The organism is Allobosea sp. Leaf344, assembly GCF_001426225.1.
Taxonomy (GTDB): Bacteria; Pseudomonadota; Alphaproteobacteria; order Rhizobiales; family Beijerinckiaceae; genus Allobosea.
Map to the genome: position 1 here is coordinate 591,361 of NZ_LMRT01000001.1, position 202 is coordinate 591,562.

Consider the following 202-nt stretch of genomic DNA (forward strand, 5'->3'; position numbering starts at 1 on the left):
ATCCTTGGCCGCCTCGCCCGAGCGCTGCGCCAAAGTGCGCACCTCCGAGGCCACCACCGCAAAACCCTTGCCGGCATCGCCGGCGCGCGCGGCCTCCACCGCCGCGTTCAGCGCCAGGAGATTGGTCTGGAAGGCGATATCGTCGATGACGCGGATGATGTCGGAGATCTTCTGCGAGGCGCTCTCGATGCGCGCCATCGCC

1 protein-coding gene is annotated in these 202 nt (G+C 68.3%); it reads right to left on the minus strand.

The window, feature by feature from the left end; all coding sequences use genetic code 11:
• A partial coding sequence (locus tag ASG72_RS20940) for a methyl-accepting chemotaxis protein (protein ID WP_244488668.1) occupies positions 1 to 202 on the minus strand: 202 nt, incomplete at both ends.